The sequence below is a fragment of the Kitasatospora sp. NPDC096147 genome (assembly GCF_044763225.1).
Lineage (GTDB): Bacteria > Actinomycetota > Actinomycetes > Streptomycetales > Streptomycetaceae > Kitasatospora.
In genome coordinates this window covers 933,337-956,836 of the sequence record NZ_JBIWFX010000002.1, presented here as the reverse complement: position 1 = coordinate 956,836, position 23,500 = coordinate 933,337, and the positions used below count along the sequence as shown (strand labels likewise).

The window sequence follows — 23,500 nt, the reverse complement described above, 5'->3', positions numbered from 1 at the left end:
ACCGGCGGCGGCGAGGAGGCTCACTGCTCGTCAGCCTCCTTGGCCAGGGCGGCGGCGGCCTTGTCGGCGGCCTTGCGGGCCATCGCGATCTCCTTGGGCTCCTCGGCCGCCGGGTCCAGCGCGGGCGGTGCGGGCACCGTCCACATCCACTCCCGGAGCCGCTCCTTCTCGTGGGTGAGCTCCAGGACGTCGGTCTCCGCGTACTCGAACTCCGGGGACCAGAACAGCGCGTCGAACGGGCAGACCTCGATGCAGATCCCGCAGTACATGCAGAGCGAGAAGTCGATCGCGAAGCGGTCCAGCACGTTGCGGGTGCGGGCGCGGGCGTTCGGGTCGGCGGCGGGCAGCGTCTCCTTGTGGGAGTCGATGTAGATGCACCAGTCCGGGCACTCGCGGGCGCACAGCATGCAGACCGTGCAGTTCTCCTCCAGCAGCGCGATCACGCCGCGGGTGCGGGGCGCGAGCTCGGGCTGGACGTCCGGGTACTGCGCGGTGACGGTCTTCTTCGTCATCGTGCGGAGCGTGACGGCGAGGCCCTTGGCCAGGCCGGAGCCGGGGAGCTTCATTACTGGATCGCCACCTTCACGATGCCGGTCAGCGCGAGCTGGGCCAGGGCCAGCGGGATCAGCGTGGTCCAGGCGAACTTCATCAGCTGGTCCTCGCGCAGGCGCGGCCAGGTGACGCGCAGCCAGATCACCACCAGGGCGAGCGCGAAGGTCTTCAGGATCGTCCAGAGCCAGCCGAGCTGGTCGGCGAACGGACCGTGCCAGCCGCCCAGGAAGAGCACCGCCGTGAGGGCGGAGACCACCAGGATGCCCGCGTACTCGGAGAGCAGGAAGAACGCGAAGCGGATGCCGGTGTACTCGGTGTACGCGCCGAAGATGATCTCGGAGTCGGCCACCGGCATGTCGAACGGCGGGCGTTGGAGCTCGGCGAGGCCCGCCACGAAGAACACGAAGGCGCCGGTGATCTGCCACGGCACCCACCACCACTGGAAGCCCTCCAGGATGCCCGGGAGGGAAAGGGTGCCGGCCGCCATCGCGACGGAGGCGGCCGCCAGCAGCATCGGCAGCTCGTACGCCATCAGCTGGGCGGCGGTGCGGAGCCCGCCGAGGAGGGAGAACTTGTTCGCCGAGGCCCAGCCCGCCATCAGGGAGCCGAGCACGCCGATGCCCATCACCGCGAGCACGAAGAAGATCCCCGCATCGACGGACTGGCCGACGAAGCCGTCCGGGCCGACCGGGATCACCAGCAGCACGACCAGGTACGGGAGCAGCGCGACGACGGGCGCGAGGTGGAAGACCCGACGGTCGGCCTCGGCCGGGACGATGTCCTCCTTCTGCACGAACTTCACGCCGTCGGCCACCAGCTGGGCCCACCCGTGGAAGCCGCCCGCGTACATCGGGCCGAGGCGGCCCTGCATGTGCGCCATCACCTTGTGCTCGGTCTGGCCGATCAGCAGCGGGGCGACCAGGAAGACCACCAGCACCGCGACGCAGCGCAGCAGCGTTTCGAGGAGGCTCACGCGTCCTCTCCTTCCTGCGGCCCCGCCTCGGCGGCGGGCTTCTTCGCCTCCGGCGCGGGGGCGGACTCGGACTTCTTCACCGCGGCCTCCGGTGTGGGGCTCGCCTCCGGCGCGGCGGCGGTCTCGGGCTGCGTTCCGGCAGCACGCTCCGGCCCGGACGCAGACTCGGCCTGCACCGCCGACGCGGGCTCAGACTCGACGTCCGCCTCCGGCACAGGCGCGGGCGCCGCTGACGCGGGCTCAGCCTGCGCGGCCTCCCCCGGCTCAGCGGTGGGCTCCACCTGCGGCGCAGGGCTCGCCTGCGGCACGGCAGCGGGATCCGGCACCGACGCGGGCCCAGGCTGGGCAGCTGACACGGGCTCAGCCTCGACGTCCGCCTCCGGCGCAGGGCTCGCCTGCGACGCGGCAGCGGGATCCGTCTCCGGCACCGACGCGGGCACGGGGGCGGGCGCGGGCGCCGCTGACGCGGGATCAGCCTGCACGGCCTTCCCTGGCGCAGCAGCGGGCTCCGCCTCCGGCGCAGGGCTCGCCTGCGACGCGGCAGCGGCATCCGTCTCCGGTACCGACGCGGGCCCAGGCTGGGCAGCCGACGCGGGCTCAGGCTCGACGTCCGTCTCCGGCACAGGGCTCGCCTGCGACGCGGCAGCGGGATCCGTCTCCGGCACCGACACGGGCACGGGCGCGGGCGCCGCAGGCTCAGCCTGTACGGCCTCCCCTAGCGCAGCGGCGGGCTCCGCCTCCGGTGCGGCATCAGGCCCAGCCACCGGCACCGACGCGGGCCCAGGCTTGACGTCCACCTCCGGCACCGCCGCAGGCGCAGGCCGCACGGCCTCCCCCGGTGCGGCGGTGGGGTCCGGCTCGGGCTCGGGCTCGGGCTTCGGGGTGGCCGGGACGGCCGGGGCGCCGGGGCCGCCGCTGACCGGCGGTGCCGGGGGTGCGGGGCGGGCCGGGGCGGCGGGCTGGTCGGTGGACGGGGCCGGGTTGTGCCACGGGGCGTCAGCGGAGCGCGGGGCCGGGCGTGACGGTGCGTCGGCCGGGGTGGCGCTCTGGCTGACCGAGCCGTCGCTGATCGAGCGGTTGCGGCGCGGGCTCGGAGCCGCCTCGGCGGCCGGTCCGGCCTCGGGGGCCTGGCTGACCGAGCCGTCGCTGATCGAGCGGGTCCGGCGCGGACGGGGCGCGGCCTCGGCCGCCGGGGTGGCCTCCGCCGCCTGGCTGACCGAGCCGTCGCCGATGGAACGGGTCCGGCGCGGGCGGGCCTCCGCGCCCTCCGCCCCGGCGGCAGCCGCCGCGCGCGGCGTACGGGCCGCCCGGGCGGGGCGTTCGGCGATCGGCGGCAGGGTGCCCTTGAGCGGACCCCACTCGTTCGGGTCGGGCACGCCGGCCGGCTGCATCTTCCGGCGTGCGGGCCCGTCGCCCTCGCTCTCGCCGGGCTCCTTCGCGCCCGGCCAGGCCTTGGCGACCCGGGCCGCGAGCACGAACTCCTTGCGCAGCGGGTGGCCTTCGAAGCCGTCCGGCAGCAGCAGGGTGATCAGGTGCGGATGGCCGGTGAAGTCGATGCCGAACATCTCGGCGGTCTCCCGCTCGTGCCAGCCGGCCCCGGCGTACACGCCGACGGCGGTGGGCAGCGCGGCGGCGCCGCGCGGCACCCGGGTGCGCAGCAGCAGGTGGCGGACCGGGCCGGTACCCGAGCCCGCGTCGGCGAGGTGGGCGGCGACGGAGAAGCCGTCGGCCAGTTCGTCCACCGCGCTGAGCCAGTCGAAGAAGGCCAGGCCGAGCCCGTCCCGGGCGGTGGTGAGCGCCTCGATCCAGTGCTCGGCGGGCACGTCCACCGTCAGCAGCTGGTACGCCTCGGAAGCGGTGGCCCACTCGCCGAACGCCTCCACCGCCGCCTCGGCGGTGATCTGGGGGTCCGTCACTTCTGCTCCGCCTCCGGACCGGCCACCAGCGGGCGGCGCAGCGCGGCGTCCGGCGCCGCGTACCGCTGCGGCAGCGACTCGGCCGCGATCGTCTCCTGCAGCTTGAGGATGCCCTGGAGCAGCGCCTCCGGGCGGGGCGGGCAGCCGGGCACGTAGACGTCCACCGGGATGATCTGGTCCACGCCCTTGGTGACGGAGTACGAATCCCAGTACGGGCCGCCGGAGTTGGCGCAGGCACCGAAGGAGATCACGTACTTCGGCTCGGGCATCTGCTCGTACAGCCGCTTGACGGCCGGGGCCATCTTGTCGGTGACGGTGCCGGAGACGATCATCAGGTCGGCCTGCCGCGGGCCGGGGGCGAACGGGATCACGCCCATCCGGATGAAGTCGTGCTTGGCCATCGAGGCGGCAATGAACTCGATCGCGCAGCAGGCCAGTCCGAAGTTGAAGCACCAGAGGCTGTACCGGCGGCCCCAGTTGAGCACCACCTTCACCGGGTCCGGCGCCAGCCGAGCCAGCGGGCCGACCCTGCGGACCTCCACCGCACCGGGGTTGGCCGGGTCCGGGATGCCGAGGGGCACCGGGCCGCCGTGGTCGTGGCTCAGGTCCATTCCAGAACGCCCTTCTTCCAGGCGTACAGCAGACCGACCGCCAGGAAGCCGATGAAGACGAACATCTCGATCAGGGTCGCCCCGCCGTAGCCCGGGTCGGCGAAGACCGTCGCCCACGGGAAGAGGTAGATGGCGTCCACCGCGAAGATGACGTAGAGGAACGCGTAGACGTAGTAGCGGATCTGGGTGTGCGCCCAGCCCTCGCCCACCGGGTCGACGCCGCACTCGTAGGCGAGCAGCTTCTCCGGCGAGTGGACCACCGGCCGCAGCAGGCGGTTCACCGTGAACGAGACCGCGACGAACAGCACGCCGACCACGGCGAGCAGGCCGACGGCCGCGTAGGCGTCGAAATAGCCGGCTCCCGCAGCAGGGTCGGCAGCGGCCAACTGCCCCTCCATGGGTCCGCCTCTCTGTCTTCTACTCACGCGCCCCAGCAGTGTCAGAGCGTGAGTCTATGTGCACGGCCCCCGACCGCCTCACCGTGCCCGACCAGCAAGACGGCGGGTGGACAGCCGGTGGACGGCGGGTGGGGTGGGGATATCCCCACCCTGTGGACGCCCACTGCCCTCATGGCCCCCGCCCGGCCCGGCCCGCGATGCTGGGCACCGAAGATCTACTGAGAGGCTTGGGCACATGACGAAGGAGAACCAGAACCTCCGACCCCCGCTGTACGGCAGGCTGATGTGGCGGCAGGTCCAGCACCTGCTGCTCAACCTGCCGGTGGGCGTCCTCGGGTTCGCCGCGACCTCGGTCCTGCTGGTCGCCGGCCTCGGGCTCTCCATCACCGTCATCGGCCTGCCGCTGCTCGCCTTCGGCCTCGGCACCAGCCGCTCGCTCGGCGCGCTCGGCCGCCGGCGCTCCGCCCTGGTCACCGGCGAGCCCCCGGTCGTGGCGCCGCCTGCCCGGATCACCCGCCCCGGGGTGGCCGGCCGGGTCACCGCCCAGATCACCGACTCGCTCTCCTGGCGTTCGGCGCTCTACTGCCTGGTGCTGGTGCCGTGGGGGATCCTCTCCTTCGCCCTCACCCTGGTCCTGCTGGTCGTCGGCTGGCCGATCCTCCCGTGGGCGATGCGCTTCCTGTTCGCCGTCGACCGGATGCTGACGGACAGTCTGCTGATGCCCAGTGCGCTCTCCGAGCGGGTCCGCGAGTTGGAGGACGACCGGGGCGTGGTGGTCGACACCGCCGCCGCCGACCTCCGCCGGATCGAGCGCGACCTGCACGACGGCGCGCAGGCCCGGCTGGTCGCCCTCGCGATGGACCTCGGCCTGGCCAAGGAGAAGCTCACCGAGGACCCCGAGGCGGCGGCCGTGATGGTCGACGCCGCCCACGGCGAGGTGAAGCTCGCCCTCCAGGAGCTCCGCGACCTGGCCCGGGGCATCCACCCCGCCGTCCTGACCGACCGCGGACTCGACGCCGCGCTCTCCGCCGTCGCCGCCCGCTGCACCGTCCCCGGCGGGGTCACCGTCCACGTCGACCTGCCCGACCGACCGGCCTCCGCCGTCGAGGGCATCGCCTACTTCACCGTCAGCGAGCTGCTCACCAACGTCTCCAAGCACGCCCGCGCCACCACCGCCTCCGTCGAGGCCTGGCGCACCGACGACCGCCTCATCCTCCAGGTCAAGGACGACGGCCAGGGCAACGCCGCCCCCCACCCGGGCTCCGGCCTGGCCGGCCTCACCGACCGCGTCTCCGCCGTCGACGGCCTCCTCCTCATCGACAGCCCGCCCGCCGGCCCCACCACCGTCACCGTCGAACTCCCCTGGCACACCCGCACCCAGCGCGGCTGACCCACCGTCAGGCGGCGGTCCGGACCTTCGCCAGCCCGTGCACGGCGATCTGCCCGGCCACGACGGCGGCCAGGGCGTCGGGGTCGGCCGCACGGCGTTCCAGGGCGGCGAGCCAGGCATCGGTGCCGGGCCAGTCGAGGGGGAGCCGTCCGCTGGACCAGGTCCGGGACAGTTGACGGGCCAGGTCGAGGCTGCTCCCGATGAGCTCCCGATCGGCCACTGCGGCGGAGACCAGGACGGCGTCCTCGACCACCTGCACGGCAGGTGGCCAGCCCTTCGTCCGGTGGGCGGTGGCGCGGTTCTGGAGGGCCCGGACGATCTCGGCGACGGTCGGCGACTCGCGCAGCGGGAGGACGCTCTGGGCCGCCAACCGCTCGGCCGCCGCCGGGAAGTCGGCCGCATGGCGGGCGAACCGGACGGCCTCCGGCATCCCCGACGCACCGCTCAGCCGCTGGTCCAGCCCGAGCGTGACCACCGGGAAGGGCCGGGTCAGGGCATGGAGGTGGGCGGTGGGGTGGTAGGCGTCCCCCGCGCCGCTCCGGTCCAGGGTGATGCCCTGGAGCACCGGGCCGATACGCCGGACCAGCCGTAGCGACCGCCAGGCCGTGAAACCGGTGAAGACCCGGGCCCAATCGGCCGTCACCTGCCTGGCGCTGCTCACCTCGCCCCCTCCGTGTCCGAGGAGCGGGACGCTACCAGCACCGGGCCCGGCAGGCGTCCGTACCCTTGCGCGGTGCGGGTGGGCCTGCCGGGCCCGGGGGTCGAGGGGGCGTCAGCCGGTCGGGAGGGTGCCGAGGGTGACGTCGGTGGTGGTGGCCTTGCCGTCGCGCTGGTAGGTGACGGGGACCTTGGCGCCGGGCTGGAGCGAAGCCAGGGCGGTGGTGAGGCTGTTCATGGTGGTGATGGGGGTGTCGCCGAGCTTGGTGATGACGTCACCGGCCTGGAGGCCGGCCGCTGCGGCGGGGCCGCCGTCCGTGACGGCGGAGACGACCACGCCGATCGGCTGGAAGTCGGCGTTGAAGGCGGTCCGGGCGGTGATGCCGAGGGCGGCCCGGCCGGAGTTGGTGACCTTGCCGTCCTTGATCAGCTGGTCGGCGATGCTGGTGATGGTGGCGGCCGGGATGGCGAAGCCGATGCCGGGGGCCGCACCGCCGTTGCTGTCGGGGTCGGTGGCGGCCAGGGTGTTGATGCCGATCACCTGACTGGCGAGGTTCACCAGGGCGCCGCCGCTGTTGCCGGGGTTGATGGCAGCCGAGGTCTGCACCATGTTGCCGATGGTGGCGCCCGGGGAGTCACCGCCCTTGGGCTCGGAGACGGTCCGGCCGGTGGCGGAGACGATGCCCTGGGTGACGGAGGAGGAGAGGCCGAGCGGGCTGCCCATGGCCAGGGTGATCTGGCCCAGCTCGACCTTGCCGGAGTCGCCGAAGACGGCCGGCTTCAGGCCGCTCGGCGGGCTGCCGAGCTTGATGACGGCGAGGTCGGACTCGGGGTAGCTGGCGACCAGGGTGGCGTCCAGGGTCTTGCTGCTGTTGGCCAGCGTGACGGTGAAGGTCTTGGCCGTGCCGACCACGTGGGCGTTGGTGACGATGTGGCCCTTGTCGTCGTAGACGATGCCGGAGCCCAGGCCGGTGCCGGTGGTGATCTGCACCACCGAGGGCAGCACCTCGGAGATCACCCGCTGGTAGTCGTTCTGCAGCTGGTTCGCCCCGGGCGCGGCGGCGGCGGAGGGCGTGGCGGACGCGGAGGCCGAGGCGGAGGAGGAGGCGGCGGGCGAGGAGGAGCTGCCGCCGCTGCTGCACCCGGTGACCAGCGCCGCAGTCGCCAGCAACGCCGCTCCGGGGAGCAGCAGCCGGGGGCCGGTCGGGCGCGGGCCGGCCGGGACGGGGCGAGTGGGTTCCTTCTTCGGGTGCACCTGGGCTTCCTCCGGTTCGTACGCCGACAGCTGCCGTCGAACCCCGGGCAGCTTTGGCAGGATTGCACCTTAATGTCCCTATTTGTGGAACCGACGCGCTGTCAGGCTCCGCTCCGGGGGCACCGCGGCGGCGGCATAGGCTCTCGACCATGACCTGGTTGATCACCGGCGGGGCCGGTTACATCGGCGGACATGTCGTGCGGGAGCTGGTCGCGGACGGGCGGCGGGTGGTCGTGCTGGACGACCTGAGCAGCGGCTCGCCGTCCCGGCTGCCGGCCGGGGTGCCGCTGGTCGTCGGCTCGACCCTGGACCGGGCCGCGCTGGACGCGGTGATCGCCGAGCACGCGGTCACCGGCGTGGTGCACATCGCGGCCAAGAAGGCGGTCGGCGAGTCCGTCGAACAGCCGCTGCGCTACTACCGGGAGAACCTCACCGGCCTCCAGAACGTCCTGGAGGCCGCCGTGGCCGGCGGTCTGCGGCACGTGCTGTTCTCCTCCTCCGCCGCCGTCTACGGCATGCCGGACGTCGACCTGATCACCGAGGAGACGCCGTGCGCGCCGATGAACCCGTACGGCGAGTCCAAGCTCGCCGGTGAGTGGATGGTGAAGGCGACCGGCCACGCCCACGGGCTGTCCACCGTCTCGCTGCGCTACTTCAACGTGGCCGGGACAGCCGCGCCGGAGCTGGCCGACGACGGCGTCTCCAACCTGGTGCCGATGGTGCTCCAGCGACTGACGACCGGTCAAGCCCCGCTGGTCTTCGGCGACGACTACGCCACCCCGGACGGCAGTTGCGTCCGCGACTACATCCACGTCGCGGACATCGCCTCGGCCCACCTGGCCGCCGTCCGGCGACTGGAGGCAGCCGAGCAGCCGATCGCGCTGACCCTGAACATCGGCCGGGGCGAGGGCGTCTCGGTCCTGGAGATGATCGCCGCCATCGCCCGGATCACCGGCCTCACCACCCCGCCGCAGATCGCCCCGCGCCGGGCCGGCGACCCGGCCGGCGTGGTCGCCTCGGCCGAGCTGATCCACCGTGAGCTCGACTGGAAGGCGGCGCACGACCTGGACGCGATGATCGGCTCGGCCTGGGCCGCCTGGCCGCACCGCCCCTGACGCACGCCCGGGGCCGGGCCGTCCCTGACGGAAGCTCAGGGACGGCCCGGCCCCGGGCCCTTGCCGACCGTGCCTCAGCAGTCCACCGACCGCGGCACGGGGACGGGCCCCGGCTCCCCGAGCCGGACCCGGTAGCACCTGGTCAGGTTGCCGGCCATCGGCGCGGGGGCCTGGGCGAGCCCGACCTCCACCCGCAAGCCGACCTCCACCGCCCTCCCCTCCCCAGGCGTCACACTCAGCAGCTCGTACTCATTCGACTTGTCGGACAGTGCCTTCAGCCCGGCTTCCGGCACCCCGTGCGCGTAGTCCAACCGGCCCGCCAACCCGGCGAACCGCGCTGCCAACGCATCCGCCTCGGCCACGGCGTCCGCCCGCTGCTCGCGGTTCTGCAGCGCAGTGCCTACGAAGAGAACCGCGACAGCCAGCACCGGAAGCGCCGTCAGTACGATGCACCCGGCCGCACACCCCTGGTGCTCGCGCGGCCGTTGCTCATCCGCCGGCCACCACGTCCCCTCGAAGTACGTCATGCCCGGTATCCTCGCGGACCGTTCAGTGCACCGACCAGGCCGTCAGAGCACCCGAAGTGGTCAACTTCCTTCGGATCAAGGTGATTTCACGGATCGGTGGCGCGGGTGGATGCCGTGACGACCGAGGTGGTGGGCCGCCCGGGCCACCGAAACCCCCCGGATGCCCGGAGCGTCGATTCCGGACGCCCGCCGACGACTTCCGGACGAACTCGATCCCCCGTCCGGTCGCGGCCCGGGAGATCCGCCGTTCCTGTGCGGATCACCGCAGTCCGACCAGGCCCACCCCGACGGTGGGGTCAGCGCGTCAGCAGTCCGACCCCGTGACGGCCGGAGCCGGGCCTGGGAGACCCAGCACCAGGCGGTAGCAGCGCTTTGCGGTCAGCCGCATCGGCACGGGCGACGAGGTGTACCCCCGCTCCACGCGCAGCCGCACCTCGGCCGTCCATCCCGGGCCCGGCCGGACCTCGCTCAGCCGGACCTTGCCTGCGGCAGCAGCGCTCGCCAGACCGTCCTGCGGTACGCCCTGGGTGTAGTCCAGACCGGCGACCGAGGCAACGAAGGTCTCGGCCGCCCGGTCCGCCTCCGCCACCGCCCGGGACTTCGCGTCCCGCTCTCGCGCCGCGGAGGCCGCCACCAGGCCGCCGACCCCCAGCACCGGCAGCACCGCCACCACTATGCAGCCCACCGCCATGCCCTTGCGCCGACGGCGGCGCCGCCGACGACGCCGGAGCAGATAGGCCGCCGCCGCACGCTCCTGGGCCCGCACCGGTTCCCCGGCCTCGGCGGACTCCTCGGCCTCGGCCGGCTCCGGGGGCGTCGGGTCCACCGGAGGCCTGGGCCGCCCAGCGCCGTCCATGGCCGAGGACCCGCCGGCAGACGGCACCCTCGCCGAGTCCTTCGGGCCACCCGCCCTCTCCGGACGGGCCGACGGGACCGAGGCTTCCGGCCGGGGCCGACGCCCCGCAGCCGCCGACTCCTCGACAGGATCCGGCTCCCCCGAGACTCGCGGGCCACCCGCAGGCCTCGGACCAGTCGACAGGACCGGCACCCCCCGCACCACCGGACGAGCCGAACTCCCCGCCTCAGCCGACCCGTCGGCAGGCTCCGACCTCCCCGAGTCCTCCAAGCCGCCCGCCCTCTCCGGACCGGCCGACGGAACCGAGACCTCCGGCCGAGGCCGACGCCCCGCAGCCGCCGACTCCCCGGCAGACTCCGGCTCCCCCGAGACTCGCGGGCCACCCGCAGGCCTCGGACCAGTCGACGGGACCGGCACCACCGGACGAGCCGAACTCCCCGCCTCTGCCGACTCGTCGGCAGGCTCCGGCCTCCCCAAGTCCTCCAGGCCGCCCGCGCGCTCCGGACCGGCCGACGGGACCGAGACCTCCGGCCGAGGCCGACGCCCCGCAGCCGCCGACTCCTCGACAGGATCCGGACCGGCGGACAGGGTCAGACCCTCCGAGGCCGCCACGCCCGCCGCAGGCTCCGCGCCGTCCGCAGGCTCCGGCCGAGGCTGACGCCCCGCACCGCCCGCAGCCGCCGGCTCGGCCGGGCGCTCCGGCTTCCCCGCAAGCTCCGCCGCCGTCTCCATCCCCGTCATCCCCCCGTTGCGCCCCGTCAGTTCGGTACGGCCGTGCCGTAGAAGGCATCCAGAGCGTAGACGCACCGGTCCTTCGACCCGACGAAGACCCTCCCCCCGACCGCCACCGGGGAGCCGGTGAGCTCGCCCTTGGTGCCGAGCTCCCAGCGGAGCTGACCGGTGGTCAGGTCGAGGGTGTGCAGCGAGTGGTCACGGCTGCCGAGGTGGACCAGGCCGTCAGCGACCGCCGGGGTGCCGACCAGGTCGCCCCGGGCGCGGTAGCGCCAGCGCTCGTGGCCGGAGGCGGTGTCGAAGGCGTGCAGGGTGTCCCCGGCGCCGACCAGGGCGGTGCCGCCGGCCACCACCACGGGCTCGGCGCCCTGGCGGCTGCCGGTCCGGCCGCGCCAGCGGTCCCGGCCGGTGGCGGCGTCCAGCGAGTAGACGGTGCCGAGGTAGTCGGCGACGTAGACCGCGCCGTTGTCGACGGCGGGCGGGGTGAAGAGCACCACGGCCGCCTCGAACCGCCAGCGCTCGGCGCCGGTCGCCGCGTCCAGGGCGAACACCCGGGTGCCGGAGGTCAGGTAGAGCACGCCGGCGTGCTCGACCGGGCGGGACGGCACTCCCTCGCCGACCGGGAAGGCCCACCGGATGCCGCCGCCGCGCGGATCGACGCAGCGCAGCCGTCCGCCGCCGTGGTAGTACGCCGCGCCGGCCACCAGGGCCGGGCCGGACTGCGGGTTCTCGTAGTCCTGCTGGGCGTCGTCGGCCCGCCAGAGCTCGGCGCCGCTGGCGGCCGAACGGAGCTGGACGCCACCGCCCCTGACGCCGCAGCAGAGCACGCCGTCGGCGGCGTCCAGCGAGTAGATCCAGCCGTCCAGCGAGTTGCGCCAGCGCTCGGTGCCGTCCCGGACGTCGACGGTGTACAGGTGCGGGCCGTCGGCGGCGTGCACCCGGCCGGAGTCGACCGCGAGCGCCCAGGCCACGTCCCGGGTCTTGTAACGGCGCTGGCCGGAGCCGATGTCGAGGGCGTGCACCTCGAAGCTGGAGACGAAGAGGGTGCCGTCGGCGACCACGGGGGTGCCCCAGACGTCGTTGGACATCCGGAACCGCCAGGGGCGCCACCGCACGGCGGGCGGCTCGGCCCCGGTCGGGGCGGCCCCGCCGGCCGGGGTCGTCCGCCGCACCCAGTCGGTGCCCGGTCCGGTCATCCCCCCGGGCGCCGCCTCGGCCCGGGGACCGGGCCCTATCGGTACGGCGGCCCCGGGCAGCCGGACGGCGCCCTGGGCGGGCGCTCCGTGCCCCGGTGCACCGTGCGCCGGTCCGCCCTGGCCGGGCCGGGCGGCGACCTTCTCGGTGGCCCGCTCGGCGGCCGGTCCGGGCGCCCCCGCCGGATGACCCGCCGGCTGACCCATCGGCGGTCCCACCGGAGGCTGCTGGTGCATCACCGGGGGCTGCGGCGGAGCGGGCGGGGCCGGGGGCCGGCGGTTGCGCTTCTGCTCGATCAGGTCGATCGCGCTGACGGGCAGCCAGTCGTCGGCCTCCCCGGCCGCGTCGTCCCGGGAGAACAGGTGCGGGGCCAGCTCGGCCTGGATCTGGGCCGGGGTCGGCCGCTCGGCCGCCTCCTGCCGCATGCAGGCCCGCACCAGGTCGTGCAGCTCGGCCGGAAGGCCGGTCAGGTCGGCCTGGTCGCGCAGCAGTTGGAAGACCGTCTCGACCGGGTTGGCGCCCCGGTAGGGGGCGTGGCCGGTGGCGCAGAAGACCAGCAGCGAGCCGAGCGAGTAGACGTCGCTGGCGCCCGTCACGCTGCGGCTGTCCTTGGCCTGCTCGGGCGACATGTAGGCGGGGGTGCCGACGGCGACGTTGGTCATGGTCAGCCGCGAGCTGGAGACGCCGGCCGCGATGCCGAAGTCGATCACCCGGGGTCCGTCCTCGACCACCAGCACGTTGGACGGCTTGAGGTCGCGGTGCACCAACCCGGCCGCGTGGATGGACTGCAGCGCCTCGGCGATGCCCGCGATCAACCAGCGGACGGCGTCCACCGGGAGCGGGCCGCAGTGGGCCACCAGGTCCTCCAGGGAGGGCGCCGGGACGTACGCGGTGGCCAGCCAGGGCACCCGGGCGTCGGCGTCCGCGTCCACCACGGCGGCGGTGTAGAACCCGCCGACCGTCTTGGCCGCCGCGATCTCCCGGGCGAACCGGACCCGGAACAGGTCGTCCTCGGCCAGCTCGGCCCGCACCGTCTTGATCGCCACCCGGCGGCCGGAGGCGGAGCGCGCCAGGTAGACCAGACCCATCCCGCCCGCGCCGAGCCGCCCGAGCACCTCGAAGGGCCCGATCCGCCTCGGATCGTGCGCCGAAAGCTGGTCCACTCCGCAGCCACCTCCCCGTCGTGCCGCCGCCCGTCGGGAGCGCGACGCCCCCGATTCTCCAATGCCCGCCCCGCCTGATCCAATCTCCCCCGCCGCTTCCCCGGCCGGGGCGGGTTCCGGCCCTTCCCGCAAGGGATCTGACGCACCGACGGCCGGGACGGACCCGTGGCACCGGGACCGTCACTCTGTGCCACCCGACGGGTCCTCAGCCGACGACCCGTCACGCTGTGGTCCCGTCAGATCACGGGGGGGAACGGTCTCGGAGCCGGGGAACTGAATATCCATCAACCCGAGCGGACTAATAGTCGCATCACCGAATCGCGCCAAGATCCCGCCACGGTAAGCTGACGGCATGACAGGACAAGTTCGCACCGTCGACGGTCGCGTCGCCGGGCGACGCGGACAGGAGACGCGGCAGAAGCTGCTCGACTGCCTCCGCGAGATGCTCAGCACGTCGCCTTACCGGGACGTCAAGGTCATCGACGTCGCCCGGATGGCAGGCACCTCCCCCGCGACCTTCTACCAGTACTTCCCGGACGTCGAGGGCGCAGTCCTCGAAATCGCCGAGGAAATGGCCGAGGACAGCGTCGAGCTCAAGCAGCTCGTCGATGGAAAGTCCTGGGCGGGAAAGACCGGCTTCACCACGTCGGAAGACCTGGTGGAAGGATTTCTCGCCTTCTGGCGCAAGAACGATGCCATTCTCCGGGTCGTCACTCTCGGTGCAGCCGAAGGGGACAAGCGGTTCTTCAAGATCCGCATGAAGGTCCTCAACTCGGTCGCCGGGCCCCTGGCCGAGGCCATTTCGGCCAACCAGGGGAAGACCGACAGGTCGGTGGACGCCTCCGGACTCTCCGGGGCCCTGGTCTCGCTGCTCGCCTCGGCGGCCGAGCACACCAAGGCGTTCACCTCCTGGGGCGTGAAGGCCAAGGACCTCAAGCCGACGCTGGCGCTCCAGATCTACCTGGGCGTCACCGGGAAGAAGCCGCCCAAGTAACCCACCCGTCCACGCGTGCTCCGTCCCGGTTTCCTGTCCGGGACGTGCCGGACGCCGGCCGTGTCCTCGGGGGAGGTTGGCCGACCGCACATTCCGCGCAGCACGCTCCCGTCGACGCGAAGGACCCCGGGCCCTGTGGGCCCGGGGTCCTTCGCCGTCCCGGGGGTGCGTCCCGGGTTGTCGGGGGCGGCCGCACGGCGGCCGACGGGGCGTCAGCGGCGGCCGACGAGGGGTCGGCGGCGGCGGACGGGGGGAGTCAGGGGCAGCGGACCACCTGGCCGGCGTACGCCAGCCCGCCACCGAAGCCGAACAGCAGCACCGGGTCCCCGCTGCGCAGCTCGCCGCGCTCGACCAGCTTGGAGAGCGCCAGCGGGATGGAGGCGGCCGAGGTGTTCCCGGACTCGACCACGTCCCGGGCCACCACCGCGTCCTCGGCCAGGCCGAGCTTGGCCGCGATGGCGTCGATGATCCGCAGGTTGGCCTGGTGCGCGACGAAGCCGCGCAGCTCGGACGGCTCCACGCCGGCCTTGGCGCACGCCTGCCGGGCCAGCGGGGCGAGCTGGGTGGTGGCCCAGCGGAAGACCGTCTGGCCCTGCTGACTGATCGTCGGGTCCCAGCCGGTGATGACCACCGCGTCGCCCTTGTCCGGTTCCGATCCCCAGAGCACCGGGCCGATGCCCGCACGCTCGTCCGGCACGGCCTCCAGCACGGCGGCGCCGGCCCCGTCCGCGAAGATCACGCAGGTGGTGCGGTCGGACCAGTCGATGGTGTCGGACATCCGCTCGGCGCCGATCACCAGCGCCCGGGTGGCGGCGCCGGCCCGGATCGCGTGGTCGGCGGTGGCCAGGGCGTAGGAGAAGCCGGAGCAGACGGTGTTGATGTCGTAGGCGGCCGGGCTCTTCACGCCCAGCCGGGCGGCCACCGCGGCGGCGGTGTGCGGGCTGCGGTCGGTGGCGGTGCAGGTGGCGACCACCACCAGGTCGATCTGCTCCGGCAGCAGGCCGCTGTGGGCCAGCGCCTTCTGGGCCGCCTCGGTGGCGAGGTCGACGACGCTCTCGTCCTCCGCGATGTGCCGGGTGCGGATGCCGACCCGGGAGCGGATCCACTCGTCGTCGGTGTCGACCAGCGTCGCCAGGTCGTCGTTGGAGAGGACCTTGGGCGGCTGGTAGTGGCCGAGCGCCACGATGCGGGAGGCGGTCATACTGCCCACTCAACAGCGTTACCGACGAGTCGCGAGGTCACGCACCGGCACAACGAACGGGCACGGAAGCTGTAGGGCCTGGACAACTCCCCCGGAATCAGGCGGCGAGTGAGGCCGCGTCACCCATCACGATGGCCGGCTTGGCCGCCGGGTCGAGGGCCTTGATCAGCTCGACCATCTGCGCCTCGGGCAGCGAGACGCAGCCGTGGGTCGGGCCGCCGTGGTCCACGTGCAGCCAGATGCCGCCGCCCTTGGCGATGCCCATCGGGTACTTGGTGGAGAGCGGGGAGGTGCCGGGCACCCGGTTGTAGTTGATCGCCACCACGTAGTCGAAGGAGCCGGCCAGCTGCTCGCCGTTGAAGCCGGTGCCGCCGATCACGAACGCCTTGTCCTGGTCGTACGGCAGCTTCGACCCCGGGTCGGCCTTGCGCCCGCCCGCGTCGGTCAGCGCGAAGACGCCGATCGGGCTGCGCAGGTCGCCCTGCTTCTTCGTGCTGGTCCACCCCTGCTTGGCGTTGTGGCCCTGCCAGGTGGCGCCCGGCTTCCAGCGGTTGTCGTCGGTCCTGGTCCAGAGCACCACGGTGGTCTCCGAGGCGTCACCGGCCTGGCCGGTGGCCACCACCAGCTGCTTGGTGTCGGCGGAGATCTGGGCGGCGAACTTCGGGCCGATGCCGGGGATCGCGGCCACCGTGCCGTCGCCCCGGTCGGAGCGGTCGGCGGCCGGCTGCTCGGTCCGCTGGTCGGCCTTGGCCTGCACCGGGTCGGCGGACGGCGTGGCGCCCGACGGTCCGTCAGGGAGCGGGAGGTCCGGCACGCCGGCGGCGGTCACCCGGGGCTCGGCGTTGCCGGGGCCGACGGTGAACCAGCCGGAGACGGCGGCCAGCAGGAAGGCGGTGGAGCCCAGCGCGGCCTTGCCGCCGACGCTCTTCTTCTTCGGCTTGCGCCGGTGCCCGCGCTGCCGGGGGATCTCCGCGGTGACGGGGGCGGAGGCCGCCCCGCTTCGGGGTTGGGCGCGATGGGAACCGGACATGCAGCGATCCTTCCAAAGCCGCGGGCCGGGACGGAACCCTCGGCGTGTGGTGAGCCTGTGAGCATACGCGCTCGGGTACGCACCGTCCCCGGCGGGAGGTTGCCCCGCCGGGGACGGTGTGACGCGGTTCTCAGAGGCGCATCGCCTGCGGGGTCTCCCGGCGGTCCAGGTCCGGGCCGTCGTACTCGCGGATGACCTCGTAGCGGGTGTTGCGCTCCACCGGGCGGAAGCCGGCGTCCCGGATCAGGTCGAGCAGGTCGTCGCGGCCCAGCTTGTTCGGGGTGCCGAAGTTGTCCGCGTCGTGGGTGATCTTGTACTCGACCACCGAGCCGTCCATGTCGTCGGCGCCGTGGCTGAGCGCCAGCTGCGCGGTGGTGACGCCGTGCATCACCCAGAAGACCTTGACGTGCGGCACGTTGTCGAAGAGCAGCCGGGAGACCGCGAAGGTCTTCAGCGCCTCGGCGCCGGTGGCCATCTCGGTGCGGGCCATCAGCTTGTTCCGGACCACGCCGTCCTTGGAGTCGTGGAAGTCGTGCTGGTAGCGCAGCGGGATGAAGACCTGGAAGCCGCCGGTCTCGTCCTGGAGCTCACGCAGCCGCAGCACGTGGTCGACCCGGTGCCGGGGCTCCTCGATGTGGCCGTAGAGCATGGTGCACGGGGTCTTCAGGCCCTTCTCGTGCGCCAGCCGGTGGATCCGCGACCAGTCCTCCCAGTGGGTCTCGTGGTCGACGATGTGCTGGCGGACCTCCCAGTCGAAGATCTCCGCGCCGCCGCCGGTGAGCGACTCCAGACCGGCGTCGATCAGCTCGTCCAGGATCTCACTGGCCGTCAGGCCGCTGATCCGCTCGAACCAGTGGATCTCGGTGGCGGTGAACGCCTTCAGCGAGACGTTCGGCAGCGCGGCCTTCAGCTCCCGCAGCGAGCGCGGGTAGTAGCGCCAGGGCAGCGTCGGGTGGAGGCCGTTGACGATGTGCAGCTCGGTCAGCGAGTCGACCTCCATCGCCTTCGCGAGCCGCACCGCCTCCTCGATCCGCATGGTGTACGCGTCCTTCTCGCCCGGCTTGCGCTGGAACGAGCAGTACGCGCAGGAGGCGGAGCAGACGTTGGTCATGTTGAGGTGACGGTTGACGTTGAAGTGGACCACGTCACCGTTCTTCTCGGTCCGGACGTGGTGTGCCAGACCGCCGAGCCAGGCCAGGTCGTCGCTCTCGTAGAGCGCGATGCCGTCCTCGCGGGTCAGCCGCTCACCCGCGTAGACCTTCGCCTCCAGCTCGCGCTTGAGCCCTGCGTCCATGCGGTGCCCCGCCTCCTCGTGCCTCGGTTATCGACCGTGAACGAGCCTACGCCCCCTGGGCCAACAGCTCGGCCAGCAGCCCCGGGTCGACGTTCCCGCCGCTGACCACGGCGGCGAAGACCCGGCCGTCCAGCTCGGCCGCGCGGTGGAAGTAGGCGGCCGGGGCGACCGCCCCGGACGGCTCGGCGACCAGCCGGCCGCGCCGGGCCAGCAGGGCGACGGTGTGCCGGATCTCCTCCTCGGAGACGGTCACGACGTCGTCCACGTACGCCTGGATGTGGTCGAACGGCAGCACCCCGACGCTGGGCGTGCGCAGCCCGTCGGCGATCGTCCGGTAGGTCAGGTCGGTGGACCAGCTCAGCCGCTCGCCGGCCCGGAAGCTCGCCTGCGCGTCGGCGGCCAGCTCGGGCTCCACGCCGATCACCCTGACGCCCGGGCAGGCCAGCTTGAGCGCGGCGGCGGTGCCGCTGATCAGGCCGCCGCCGCTGACCGGCACCAGCACGGTGTCCAGCTCGTCCGGGGCGTCCTCGGCGATCTCCAGGCCGACGGTGCCCTGGCCCGCGATGATGTACGGGTCGTCGTAGGGCGGGACCCAGACGTAGCCGTGACGCTCCGCCAGCTCGGCCGGCAGGGTGTCCCGCTCCCCGGGGGCGACCAGGATCACCTCGGCGCCGAACGCGCGGGTGTTCTCGACCTTGACGGCCGGTGAGACGTCCGGCATCACGATGACGGCCTTGATGCCGAGCAGCTGGGCGGCGTAGGCCACCGCCTGGGCGTGGTTCCCGCTGGACTGGGCGACCACGCCGCGGGCCCGGTCGGCCTCGCTCAGCGCGGCGAGCCGGTTGTACGCCCCGCGGAGCTTGAAGGCGCCGGTCGGCTGGAGGCTCTCGGGCTTGAGCCAGAGCCGGCGGGTACCGTCCTCCGCCCAGGGGGCGGGCAGCAGCGGCGTCCTGACCGCCACGCCCTCGATGCGCCGCTGCGCGGTGCGCAGCTCCTCCAGACCGACCAGTGCCATCGTCTACTCCCCTGTCTCCAACGGCAGTTCGCTCACCCGGTTCTCCCACTTGGTGGAGAGCACCACGGTGGTCCTGGTGCGGGCCACCCCCTTGGTGCCGGAGAGCCGCTTCACGACCGACTCCAGGCCCTCCACGTCGGAGACCCGGACCTTCAGCATGTACGAGTCGTCCCCCGCGATGAACCAGCAGTCCTCGACCTCGCCGAGGTCCTTCAGCCGGTGCGCCACGTCCTCGTGGTCGGCGGCGTCGGTCAGTTGCAGACCGATCAGCGCGGTGACGCCGAAGCCCAGCGAGGCCGGGTTGACGGTGGCCCGGTAGCCGGTGATCACCCCGGCCTGCTCCAGCCGGTTGATCCGGTCCGTGACGCTCGGGCCGGACAGGCCGACCAGGCGGCCGAGTTCGGCGTACGAGGCCCGGCCGTTCTCCCGGAGGGCCTGGATGAGCTGTCTGTCCACCGTGTCCATGTATCCGCCCGCGTCCTTCCGAACCTCTCCAGACCCACAGATCATTATCCGGTTTCGAAGGCGACATGCTCAGATCGACCCGGATATCTCAGAGAACATACCTTCCCGGTGGCCGCCCGCTTACCCGACCTTGCCGCCGTCGCCCAACTCTCCCTCCCAACGCCGGTAGAGCGTGTGCGGCACACCGACCGCGTCCAGCACCCGCCCGGCCACGAAATCGACCAGTTCCCGGGCCGTGGAGCCGCCGGCGTAGAAGCCCGGCGAGGCGGGCAGCACCACCGCTCCCTGGGCGTCCAGCTCCACCAGGTGGCGGAGCGTCACCCCGCTGAGCGGCGTCTCGCGCAGGCAGACCACCAGCGGGCGGCGCTCCTTGAGCGTGACGCTGGCGGCCCGCTGGAGCAGGTCCTTGCTCAGCCCGAGCGCGATCCCGGCCACCGCCCCGGTGGTGGCCGGGACCACCAGCATCCCCTTCGCGGGGTACGAACCGCTGGACGGCCCGGCCGCGAAGTCACCGGCCGGCCAGTACCGGACCCCGTCGAGCTCCTCCGTCCCCAGCCACTCGGCCAGGTCCCGCTGCCAGTGGGCGTCCCGGAAGGCGATCCCGGTCTCGTCCAGGATGGTCAGCCGGGCGGCCCGGCTCACCACCAGGTCGACGCTCTCCCCGGCCGCCAGCAGCGCCCGGATCACCGAGGTGGCGTACGGCGTCCCGGACGCCCCGGAGACTCCGACCACCCAGGGCCGGCGGACATGCGGCTGATCTGTGCTCATGTCCGGCACCCTAGGCGCTGCCTCCTCGGTGGGGTCGGATCAGCCACCGGGCGACGGTGCGCCGGTCCGCCCGTCGGGGGCGAGGTCGACCGTGTGCCAGCGGACCGTCCGCCCGTCGGCGGTGCCGACCGCGATCCGGTCCGGGCCGTCCCAGCGGGCACCGAGCAGGTCGTCGGCGAAGCGGCCGACCTGCCAGCGGCGCTTGGCCAGGCCGCTGCCCTGCTCGACGTAGACCCGGGTCGGGGGTGCGCTCACCCGGGTGGCCCGCTCCACCACCAGGGTGCGGTCGGCCCGGCCCGGGGCCGGATGACGCGCCGTCACCTCGGCCCCCTCGGAGGCGAAGTGCACCACCGGCAGCGCCGTCAGCAGCGTGGCGGCGACCAGCGCGGTCACCACCCGGGCCCGCGTCCCGCGCAGCACGGCCACCGACAGCACGGCCGCCAGCGCCGCCAGCAGACCGACCGCCACCACCGGCCGCGCGAGCACCCCCAGCACCACCGGCCCGCCGTCCCGGCTCCCCGCCCAGCCGGCCGCCGCCAGCCCGAGCGCGATCGCGGCCACCGCCGCAGATCCCTTCCAGCGCACTACCGCACCTCCGTACGGGGCCTGCCGTCGGGTGCCAGCTCGACCAGCTGGACCCGCCCGTCGCCCCGGGTCAGCCGAATCCGGTCCGGGCCGTCCCAGCCGACCGACACCAGCTCGTCGGCGGGATCGTCACCGTTGAACTCGCCGACCTTCCAGCGGTGGGCGGTGATCCCGCTCCCCTGCCGGACGGACACCGCCCAGAGCGGATCGATCAGGTCGCTGCCCTCCTCCACCACCAGGTCTCTGTGCACGCCGCCCGGCGCCGGGTGACGCGCCGTCTCCTCCCAGCCGGCGGAGGCGAACAGGAACACCGGGACGGCCAGCAGCGCCACCGGCCCGGTCCCCAGCACGGCCAGCACCCGGGCGGCAGTGGTACGAGCGGCGGCCACCGCGGCACCCGTGAGCGCGAGTGCGCAGACCACCAGCCAGGTGACCGGCCGGTCCAGCTCCTGGATCACCGCGAGCCCGCCGGTCATGGTCGCGGCCGACCCCACCACCTGCGCCGCCACGACCAGCCCGACCAGGGTCAGCAACACCCGCACCGCCTGCTGGCGCACCGTCAGTTCGGCCGCGCCGTCGTGCCGCACCGTCATCCCCGCCCCGTCCGCTCGCTCACTGCGGGCGAGGGTACGTCATGCCCCGGGCGCCGCAGCCGCCGTGCCCTGCTACGCCGATCCCCGGGGCGAACCGTCCGGCGCCAGCTCGATCACCTCGACCTGGCCGCCACCCTGCACGAGCCGGATCCGGTCCGGGCCGTCCCAGGCGGCGTCGACCAGGGCGGACGCGTCGGAGTCACCGTTGAAGTAGCCCAGGTGCCAGCGCCGTTCGCCGAGACCGCCGCCCTGCTCCAGGTAGACCATCCAGACCGGATCGATCATGTCGAGCCCCTGCTCGACCACCAGCCGGCGCTCCGCGTGGACCGGCGACTGCTGACGCTCGGTCACCTTCCAGCCGACCTCGGCGAACTGGTGGAGCGGGATGGTCACGAACGCCAGCACCACCACCAGGGCCAGCACCAGCGACTTGACCGTGGCGTCCTTCGCGCCGACCATCACGGCGGTGGTGAGCGCGAGCACCGAGGCCGCCGCCCAGTCCGCCGGCCGGTCCAGCTCCTGGATCAGCACCAGCCCGCCCCGGTCGGTGGCGTACCACCCGACCACCTGGGCCAGCACCATCAGCCCGACCAGCGCGAGCAGCGCCCGCACCGTCCTCCTCCGACCTGCCGCCATGCCGCGCCCCCTCCGGTGGAGGGCGGCGACCCGGGAAGCTCCGGTCCGCCGCCCCACCCCACGTCCGTTCGTAGGGAGGTGAGGGTACGTCAGTCCACCGGGACGGCGGCGGCCTGTTCCAGCACGGTCCGTTCGATGCCGCGCAGCAGCCGCTCGACCTCGGCCGGGGTGAAGAGGCGGGAGTCGGCGGTCATCGCGATCTCCAGGCCGCCGGGCTGGTCGGCCATGTGCAGCACGTAGCCGACCCGGCCGCCGTGGTCGGTGGCGGGCTGCCAGTCCAGGGTGGCGGCGGGGGCGGCGGCGGGGTCCCAGGCCGGGTCGGGGGCGGGGGGCGCCGCGACCCGCTGGTCGTTGTACCAGCAGGAGCGTTCGAAGACCACGCCCGGATCGTCGGCGTACGGGGCGAGTTCGGTCTCCAGGGCGCTCTTGTCGTAGTAGGCGCTGCGGTAGGTGGCCAGCGAGGCGCGCTTGGTCCGGCCGAGGAGCTCGGTGAAGTCGGCTCCCTCGGTGTCGATGGCGAGGTAGCCCTCCATGGCGAGCGGACCGGTGGCGCGGGCCAGGCCGCTGTGGAAGCGGTTGTTGACCATCAGTTGGAGCCCGCAGCGGCCGGTGCCGGCCCACTCGGCCATGGTCAGCGCGGTGGCCGCGAGCAGCACGGTGGGCGGGGTGGCCCGGACGGCGGGGCAGAGCCGGGCCAGCGCCTGCGGCAGGGCGGGCGAGATCAGGTGGGCCCGGCGGTAGGGCGGGTCGTCGGGGCCCGGGGTCAGGGTGACCGGGTCCTTCGGGGCGCGGGCCCCGGCGGCGGCGGTGCGCCAGTGCCGGCGGGCGGCGGCGTCCAGCCGCTGCCCCCGGGCGGAGCGCTGCTCGGCGGCCTGCTCCAGCGGCTGGAGGTCGGCGGCGGCGGCCTCCCGGACCTGCTCCGGGCTCGCCCCGGTGCTGAGCGCGATCAGGTCCTCCATCAGCCGGGGCAGGCCCCAGGCGTCGGCGGCGGTGTGCGAGAAGACGGCGGCCACGTGGTGCACCAGCCCGTCCTCCACCACCACGCCGAACCGGGCCTGCCACTCCCCCGCGTAGTCGAAGGACCGGCCCCAGAGCTCCTGCCGCAGCGCGACCCCGAGCTCGGCGGCGGTCTCCGCCGTGCCCGGTCTGACGTGCAGCGCGGCGTCGCCCTCGGCGTCCACGTACTGGCGCAACTCGCCGTCGGGCCCCTGCACCACCCGGGTGCGCAGCGCGTCGTGGACGTACAGCAGGCCGCCGAGCGCCTCGCGGATCGTCTCCAGCGGGAGCGGCGGCGAGACCGGGCCGTCCACCGGGACGTTGTAGGCGTAGTCGCCGGGGACCAGCTTCTGCAGTGCGTGCCAGATCGCGTACTGGCCCCAGGTGACGGGGCCCTCGCCGCTCCTGGCTCCGGTGCAGCTGACCCGCAGGATGGTGGCTTCGGTCTTCACCGGACGTCCCTCCGGGCGGCGGGTGGCACCGCCCCGTGACTCGACTCGAGTACGCCGCGCGGACCGGGCGGGCGACCGGGAGGGTCCGGCCCCCGGGAGCTGCGGTGTATCCGAACCACCGTGCACCACAAG

General features: G+C 73.7%; 23 protein-coding genes. 3 read left to right on the top strand and 20 right to left on the bottom strand.

Annotation, left to right across the window (positions count from 1 at the left end):
* Positions 1-20: 20 nt before the first annotated feature.
* The 5 genes from ACIRBX_RS09870 to ACIRBX_RS09850 are packed head-to-tail and all read right to left on the bottom strand — an operon-like array spanning position 21 to position 4,450.
* Complete coding sequence (locus tag ACIRBX_RS09870) at positions 21-566, bottom strand: NuoI/complex I 23 kDa subunit family protein (protein ID WP_402295075.1); 546 nt, start codon at positions 564-566, stop codon at positions 21-23.
* Entirely contained in the window at positions 566-1,525 is a 960-nt protein-coding gene (locus ACIRBX_RS09865) for an NADH-quinone oxidoreductase subunit H (protein ID WP_402295073.1), read from the bottom strand. The genes ACIRBX_RS09870 and ACIRBX_RS09865 overlap by 1 nt, the downstream gene beginning before the upstream one ends.
* Entirely contained in the window at positions 1,522-3,441 is a 1,920-nt protein-coding gene (locus ACIRBX_RS09860) for an NADH-quinone oxidoreductase subunit C (RefSeq protein ID WP_402295071.1), read from the bottom strand. Before ACIRBX_RS09860 ends, ACIRBX_RS09865 begins: the two co-directional genes overlap by 4 nt.
* Positions 3,438-4,052, bottom strand: a complete 615-nt coding sequence (locus ACIRBX_RS09855; protein ID WP_402295070.1) for an NADH-quinone oxidoreductase subunit B — start codon at positions 4,050-4,052, stop codon at positions 3,438-3,440. Before ACIRBX_RS09855 ends, ACIRBX_RS09860 begins: the two co-directional genes overlap by 4 nt.
* Positions 4,043-4,450 carry an NADH-quinone oxidoreductase subunit A gene (locus tag ACIRBX_RS09850; protein WP_402295068.1) on the bottom strand — a complete coding sequence of 136 codons (408 nt, stop codon included), beginning with the start codon at positions 4,448-4,450 and terminating at the stop codon, positions 4,043-4,045. The genes ACIRBX_RS09855 and ACIRBX_RS09850 overlap by 10 nt, the downstream gene beginning before the upstream one ends.
* Positions 4,451-4,685: 235 nt before the next feature.
* Between ACIRBX_RS09850 and ACIRBX_RS09845 the strand changes: the two genes are divergently transcribed.
* The gene (locus ACIRBX_RS09845) at positions 4,686-5,840 is read left to right on the top strand and encodes a sensor histidine kinase (RefSeq protein ID WP_402295067.1); all 1,155 of its coding nucleotides are present in this window, start codon (positions 4,686-4,688) and stop codon (positions 5,838-5,840) included.
* A 7-nt stretch (positions 5,841-5,847) separates the two neighbouring features.
* Here ACIRBX_RS09845 and ACIRBX_RS09840 read toward each other — a convergent pair whose 3' ends face one another.
* Positions 5,848-6,501: a hypothetical protein gene (locus ACIRBX_RS09840; protein WP_402295065.1), complete on the bottom strand. Its 654-nt coding sequence runs from the start codon at positions 6,499-6,501 to the stop codon at positions 5,848-5,850.
* A 111-nt stretch (positions 6,502-6,612) separates the two neighbouring features.
* A complete protein-coding gene (locus ACIRBX_RS09835; RefSeq protein ID WP_402295063.1) occupies positions 6,613-7,752 on the bottom strand; it encodes a S1C family serine protease in 1,140 nt (379 codons plus the stop codon).
* Positions 7,753-7,901: 149 nt separating this feature from the next.
* Between ACIRBX_RS09835 and galE the strand changes: the two genes are divergently transcribed.
* Positions 7,902-8,867 carry a UDP-glucose 4-epimerase GalE gene (gene galE, locus ACIRBX_RS09830; RefSeq protein ID WP_402295062.1) on the top strand — a complete coding sequence of 322 codons (966 nt, stop codon included), beginning with the start codon at positions 7,902-7,904 and terminating at the stop codon, positions 8,865-8,867.
* A 74-nt stretch (positions 8,868-8,941) separates the two neighbouring features.
* Here the strand turns inward: galE and ACIRBX_RS09825 are convergent, their stop codons facing one another.
* The 3 genes from ACIRBX_RS09825 to ACIRBX_RS09815 all read right to left on the bottom strand — a co-directional run bounded on the left by ACIRBX_RS09825 (position 8,942) and on the right by ACIRBX_RS09815 (position 13,339).
* Positions 8,942-9,394, bottom strand: coding sequence for a hypothetical protein (locus ACIRBX_RS09825; protein ID WP_402295060.1), 453 nt, complete (start codon positions 9,392-9,394; stop codon positions 8,942-8,944).
* Positions 9,395-9,698: 304 nt separating this feature from the next.
* Positions 9,699-10,220 carry a hypothetical protein gene (locus ACIRBX_RS09820; protein WP_402295058.1) on the bottom strand — a complete coding sequence of 174 codons (522 nt, stop codon included), beginning with the start codon at positions 10,218-10,220 and terminating at the stop codon, positions 9,699-9,701.
* Between the two features lie 788 nt (positions 10,221-11,008).
* Positions 11,009-13,339, bottom strand: coding sequence for a PQQ-binding-like beta-propeller repeat protein (locus ACIRBX_RS09815; protein ID WP_402295057.1), 2,331 nt, complete (start codon positions 13,337-13,339; stop codon positions 11,009-11,011).
* Between the two features lie 352 nt (positions 13,340-13,691).
* Here ACIRBX_RS09815 and ACIRBX_RS09810 point away from each other — a divergent pair, with 352 nt between their 5' ends.
* Positions 13,692-14,333, top strand: coding sequence for a TetR family transcriptional regulator (locus ACIRBX_RS09810; RefSeq protein WP_402295055.1), 642 nt, complete (start codon positions 13,692-13,694; stop codon positions 14,331-14,333).
* A gap of 256 nt (positions 14,334-14,589) precedes the next feature.
* Here the strand turns inward: ACIRBX_RS09810 and ACIRBX_RS09805 are convergent, their stop codons facing one another.
* From ACIRBX_RS09805 to ACIRBX_RS09760, 10 genes are all read right to left on the bottom strand, one after another.
* Complete coding sequence (locus ACIRBX_RS09805; protein ID WP_402295053.1) at positions 14,590-15,534, bottom strand: beta-ketoacyl-ACP synthase III; 945 nt, start codon at positions 15,532-15,534, stop codon at positions 14,590-14,592.
* A gap of 97 nt (positions 15,535-15,631) precedes the next feature.
* Entirely contained in the window at positions 15,632-16,564 is a 933-nt protein-coding gene (locus ACIRBX_RS09800; RefSeq protein WP_402295050.1) for a L,D-transpeptidase family protein, read from the bottom strand.
* 130 nt (positions 16,565-16,694) lie between these two features.
* Entirely contained in the window at positions 16,695-17,858 is a 1,164-nt protein-coding gene (mqnE, locus tag ACIRBX_RS09795; protein ID WP_402295048.1) for an aminofutalosine synthase MqnE, read from the bottom strand.
* Between the two features lie 46 nt (positions 17,859-17,904).
* Positions 17,905-18,873 carry a threonine/serine dehydratase gene (locus ACIRBX_RS09790; protein ID WP_402295046.1) on the bottom strand — a complete coding sequence of 323 codons (969 nt, stop codon included), beginning with the start codon at positions 18,871-18,873 and terminating at the stop codon, positions 17,905-17,907.
* A 3-nt stretch (positions 18,874-18,876) separates the two neighbouring features.
* Positions 18,877-19,338 (bottom strand): Lrp/AsnC family transcriptional regulator, encoded by a 462-nt coding sequence (locus ACIRBX_RS09785; RefSeq protein WP_402295045.1) that lies wholly within the window; start codon positions 19,336-19,338, stop codon positions 18,877-18,879.
* Positions 19,339-19,458: 120 nt separating this feature from the next.
* Positions 19,459-20,106, bottom strand: coding sequence for a UbiX family flavin prenyltransferase (locus tag ACIRBX_RS09780; protein WP_402295043.1), 648 nt, complete (start codon positions 20,104-20,106; stop codon positions 19,459-19,461).
* A 39-nt stretch (positions 20,107-20,145) separates the two neighbouring features.
* Positions 20,146-20,667 carry a hypothetical protein gene (locus tag ACIRBX_RS09775; protein WP_402295041.1) on the bottom strand — a complete coding sequence of 174 codons (522 nt, stop codon included), beginning with the start codon at positions 20,665-20,667 and terminating at the stop codon, positions 20,146-20,148.
* 23 nt (positions 20,668-20,690) lie between these two features.
* Positions 20,691-21,284: a hypothetical protein gene (locus tag ACIRBX_RS09770; protein WP_402295039.1), complete on the bottom strand. Its 594-nt coding sequence runs from the start codon at positions 21,282-21,284 to the stop codon at positions 20,691-20,693.
* 72 nt (positions 21,285-21,356) lie between these two features.
* Positions 21,357-21,920, bottom strand: a complete 564-nt coding sequence (locus ACIRBX_RS09765) for a hypothetical protein (protein ID WP_402295038.1) — start codon at positions 21,918-21,920, stop codon at positions 21,357-21,359.
* Between the two features lie 89 nt (positions 21,921-22,009).
* The gene (locus ACIRBX_RS09760; protein WP_402295036.1) at positions 22,010-23,368 is read right to left on the bottom strand and encodes a condensation domain-containing protein; all 1,359 of its coding nucleotides are present in this window, start codon (positions 23,366-23,368) and stop codon (positions 22,010-22,012) included.
* Positions 23,369-23,500 lie beyond the last annotated feature (132 nt).